At 70.4% G+C, this 4,163-nt stretch carries 3 protein-coding genes; 1 reads left to right on the forward strand and 2 read right to left on the reverse strand.

The features are described 5' to 3' along the window. On the forward strand, window positions 1–188 hold a 188-nt coding region (locus Q0588_RS06225), incomplete at its 5' end, for a polymer-forming cytoskeletal protein (protein WP_298744728.1). A 248-nt stretch (window positions 189–436) separates the two neighbouring features. On the opposite strand, the gene prfB is transcribed toward Q0588_RS06225, so the two are convergent. Further along, a protein-coding gene (gene prfB / locus Q0588_RS06230) for a peptide chain release factor 2 (RefSeq protein WP_298744730.1) occupies window positions 437–1,559 on the reverse strand; the annotation gives its coding sequence in 2 pieces (ribosomal slippage) (window positions 437–1,489 and window positions 1,491–1,559; 1,122 coding nt in all). A 159-nt stretch (window positions 1,560–1,718) separates the two neighbouring features. Further along, complete coding sequence (locus tag Q0588_RS06235) at window positions 1,719–4,112, reverse strand: penicillin-binding protein 1A (RefSeq protein ID WP_298744732.1); 2,394 nt, start codon at window positions 4,110–4,112, stop codon at window positions 1,719–1,721. Window positions 4,113–4,163: the final 51 nt, after the last annotated feature.

Below are 4,163 nucleotides of genomic sequence, written 5' to 3' on the forward strand. Positions count from 1 at the left end.
TCGCCACCGCCTATGTCGACGGCGACGTCACCGCCGAACAGCTGTCGATCGACATCGGCGCCTATTTCCAGGGCCGCGTCCTGCAGGGCCGCCGCGAGGCGCCCGCCGCCGCCGCCGCGCCGCGCCCGGCCGCCGCCCCGGCCGCGGGGCCCGCGCCCCAGATCATCGACATGAAGCCGGGGGCGTAGGCGCAGGCCTTGTCATCCCGGCCGAAGCGAAGCGGAGAGCCGGGACGCGGCGCATCACCGATCCGGCCCTCCCGGAAATCGCGAAGCGGTTATCCGGGAGCAAGGCAGCCACCGCACGACGTCTGACCCGTCTCCCGGATAGCGGCTGCGCCGCTTCCGGGAGGATCGAAATGCGGGCTCAAGCGTCCCCGATCTCCGCTTCGCTTCGTCGGGGATGACAAGGCGGGCAGCCAGGACCGGCTCCGCGCCTATTCCACCGTGCTCCCGCGCGTCTCGCCGACCCGCGCCGCCAGGGCCGCGCCCATGAACTGGTCGAGGTCGCCGTCCAGCACCCCCTGGGTGTCCGAGGTCTCGACATTGGTGCGCAGGTCCTTGACCATCTGATAGGGCTGCAGGACGTAGCTGCGGATCTGGTGGCCCCAGCCGATGTCGGTCTTGGCGTCGGCCAGCGCCTGGGCCGCCGCCTCGCGCTTCTGCAGCTCCAGCTCGTACAGCCGCGCGCGCAGCATCTTCCAGGCCTGTTCGCGGTTCTGGTGCTGCGAGCGGCCGGCCTGGCAGGCCACCACCGTATTGGTCGGAATGTGCGTCAGACGCACGGCCGAATCCGTCTTGTTGATGTGCTGGCCGCCCGAGCCCGAGGCCCGGTAGGTGTCGGTGCGCACGTCGGCGGGGTTGATGTCGATCTCGATCGTGTCGTCGACCACCGGCGAGACCCCGATCGAGGCGAACGAGGTGTGCCGCTTGGCGGCGGCGTCATAGGGGCTGATGCGCACCAGCCGGTGCACGCCCGATTCCGACTTCAGCCAGCCGTAGGCGTTGGGCCCCTTGACCAGGATGGTGGCCGACTTGATGCCGGCCTGTTCGCCGCCCTCCTCCGCCTCGAGCTCGACCTCGTAGCCGTGGGCCCTGGCCCAGCGCGAATACATCCGCAGCAGCATGCCGGCCCAGTCGTTGGACTCGGTGCCGCCGGCCCCGGAGTTGACCTCCAGATAGGCGTCGTTGGCGTCGGCCTCGCCGGACAGCAGGGCCTCCAGCTCGGCGCGGGCGGCGCGGTCCTTGATTGCCTTCAATGAGGCGCGCGCCTCCTCAAGCGCAGCCTCGTCGCCCTCCTCGTCGGCCATGTCGGCCAGCATGACCCCGTCCTCGAGACCCTGCTCCATCTCGCGCACGGTGTTGATCCGGGCCTCCAGCCGCGAGCGGTCGCGGCTCACGGCCTGGGCCTCGTCGGGATTGTCCCACAGGGCCGGGTCCTCGACCCGGGCGTTCAGCTCATCGAGCTTTCGGACGGCGGCATCCCAGTCAAAGACGCCTCCTGAGCAGAGCGACGCTCTGCTCGATGTCGGCCTTCATGGCCTCGACATCCGGTCTCATCGCATTCTCCGGCGATATTCAGGTGAGGCGCGGACATAGGGGAAGAGTGAGGCAACAGGCAACAGGCAACAGGATTGGATCCGGGCATTCCGGCAGAGCGGCGCGGCTCCCCGCAGACACTCAGTCGACCTGCTGCCTGTTGCCTGTTGCCTGCTGCCTCTAATACAGCCCGCTCAGATCCTCGGCCGGCTCCTTCCTGGCCGGCGGCGGCGGCGTCGAGGGCGGGGCGGCCGGCGAGGACGGCGGCAGGCCGGCGGCCTCCTCGCGCTCGCGACGCAGGACGTCGTTGTAATTCTGCGGCCCGGTGGGCGCCTGCGGGCGCGGGCGCTCCTCCTCGCGACGGCGCTCGGTGCCGGGGCGGAAGGCCTCCTCGATGCCGTTGACCGTGCGGAACACGGCGTTGCGCGGGCGCACGAACGGCCGCGCCGGCCGCTTGCGCAGCGCCACCTGCATGAATTCGTTGAAAACCGGCACCGGCCCGGTCGCTCCGGTCTCGCCGGAGCCCAGCGGGCGGTTGTCGTCGAAGCCGATGAACACCCCGACCACGATGTCGGACGAGAAGCCGACGAACCAGGCCGAGCGGTATTCGTTGGTGGTGCCGGTCTTGCCCCCGACCCAGCGGCCCAGGCCGCGGGCGCTGGCGCCGGTGCCGCGCTGGATCACGCCCTCCAGCATCGAACTGATCTGGTAGGCCGTGATCGGGTCGATCACCTGCGTCCCGCGCGGCTCCAGCCGGGGCGACTCCTGGCCGCTGAACGGACGGCCGCACTCGCGGCAACTGCGCTCGTCGGCGCGGAAGATGGTCTCGCCGTTGCGGTCCTGGACCACCTCGATCAGATAGGGGTCGATCTTGCGCCCGCCGTTGACGAAGGCGGCGTAGGCGGCGGTCAGGCGGTAGGGCGTGGTCTCCCCGGCCCCCAGCGAGACCGACAGGTTCGGCTGCAGCTTGTCCGACACCCCCATCTTCCTCGACAGGTCGACGATATTGTTCATGCCCACCGCCTGGGCCAGGCGCACGGTCATGACGTTGCGCGACAGTTCCAGCCCGCGCCGCAGCGTCTGCGGGCCGTAGTACTGCCGGCTGTAATTCTCCGGCGTCCAGCGCTCGCCGTTGCGCCCGCCGGCGAAGCTGATCGGCGCGTCCAGCACGATCGAGGCCGGGGTGTAGTCCCCTTCCAGGGCCGTCGCATAGACGAACGGCTTGAAGGCCGAGCCCGGCTGCCGCTCCGCCTGGGTCGCCCGGTTGAAGCTCGACAGGGCGTAGGAATAGCCGCCGACCATGGCCAGCACCCGCCCGGAGTGCGGCTCGATCGCCACCAGCGCCCCGTTCACCGCCGGCACCTGCTTCAGCGCATACTGGCCGCCGCTCGGCTCGACGAAGATCATATCGCCGCGGCGCAGGGGGCGGTTGGCGTTGGCCCAGGCGGCGTCCTCGGCCAGCAGGGTTCCGGTCGAACCGTCGGCGGCCAGCCGCACCCGCACCGCATTGCCCGAGACGCTCTCCACGGCCGCCGCCCGCCACGCCCGCCGCTCGGGCGGCCGGGTCTGTTCGAGCGCCCTGGCCTGCCAGCCTTCGGCGAAATCGGTCGTGCCCCACGGCCCGCGCCAGCCGTGGCGGCGGTCATAGTTCTCCAGCCCGCGCATCAGCGCGTTGCGCGCCGCCGACTGCAGTTCGGGGTCCAGGGTCGTCCGCATATAGTAGCCGCCGCGGTTGACCTCCTCGGCGCCGAAGCGGCGCAGGGCCTGGCGGCGCGCCTCCTCGACGAAGAAGTCGGCGTCGGCGTACTGGGCCCGGCGCGGCGCGTCCTGGGTCACCAGCGGCCGGGCCCGGGCGGCGGCCAGCTGCTGTTCGGTGATGAAGCCGCTCTGCTCCATCTCGCCCAGGACCCAGTCGCGCCGGCCCTTGGCGGCGGCCGGGAAACGCTTGGGATGATAGTTGTTCGGCCCCTTGGGCAGGGCCGCCAGATAGGCCGCCTCGTCCGCGGTCAGCTGCTCCAGCGACTTGCCGAAATAGTTGTAGGCCGCCGCCGCCACCCCGAACGACCGGTAACCCAGGAATATCTCGTTCAGATACAGTTCGAGGATCTGCGGCTTGGTCAGCGTCGCCTCCAGCCGGTTGGCGAGGATGGCTTCCTTGATCTTGCGGTTGACGCTGGTCTCGTTGGTCAGCAGCACGTTCTTGGCGACCTGCTGGGTGATCGTCGAGCCGCCCTCCAGGCGCCGGCCCGTCGCGGCGTTGAAGACGTTCTTGAACATGGCCCGGCCGAGGCCCGACACGTCGACCCCGCCGTGGCTGAAGAAGTTGCGGTCCTCGGCGGCCAGAAAGGCCTGCACCACCGGCTCGGGAATCTGCTCGTACGAGACATAGATGCGGCGCTCGTCCGAGAATTCGCCGATCAGGGTCCCGTCGCCGGCATAGACGCGGGTCGCCGTCGCCGGCCGGTAGTCGGCCAGCTCCGCGGCGTCGGGCAGGGCGTGGAACAGCCAGGCGGCGTAGATCGCCACGATCATCCCCGCCAGCGCGATGGCGGCCAGCAGGCCGACGCCCGCCATCACGAACCAGCGTTCGGCAATCTTCACCTGATACTCCGAATGACGCGCCCG

Origin of the sequence: uncultured Brevundimonas sp., from assembly GCF_937870815.1 — a bacterium.
Lineage (GTDB): Bacteria > Pseudomonadota > Alphaproteobacteria > Caulobacterales > Caulobacteraceae > Brevundimonas.

Coding starts and splice junctions, on each gene's coding strand:
- Q0588_RS06235 (WP_298744732.1), bottom strand. CDS start 4,112: ATGGCGGGCGTCGGCCTGCTGGCCGCCATCGCGCTGGCGGGGATGATC.